The sequence below is a fragment of the Bartonella sp. AP58NXGY genome (assembly GCF_042195785.1).
Classification (GTDB): domain Bacteria; phylum Pseudomonadota; class Alphaproteobacteria; order Rhizobiales; family Rhizobiaceae; genus Bartonella.
In genome coordinates, this window is record NZ_JBHIOY010000415.1 from 1 (window position 1) to 284 (window position 284).

At 43.0% G+C, this 284-nt stretch carries 1 pseudogene; it reads left to right on the plus strand.

Annotated elements, in window-relative coordinates:
• Window positions 1-284, plus strand: a pseudogene (locus ACFINC_RS11760) (hypothetical protein); the annotation flags it as partial.

Sequence of the window (284 nt, forward strand, 5' to 3'; positions counted from 1 at the left end):
TATATGCAATGGTGGGGAAAAACAGTGCAAAAACAAGGTCTTTTACATGAAAAACAACAACCTTCCTCTTTTTCCGAAGCAGAACAGCTGCAGGCGTTTTATCAGCAGTCGGTTGCAAGTGTTAAACAAAAGCACTATGATTTTGATCAAGCAGCCGATTTTATTTATGAAACACGTGCGAAACAGTTGGCAGCTTTTGCTTCGCTCTATCCTGAGCTGGCCGATCCCCAAAATATTGATGCAAGGATTGGTGAGGAGTTGAAGCAGATCTTGCGCGATTGTGC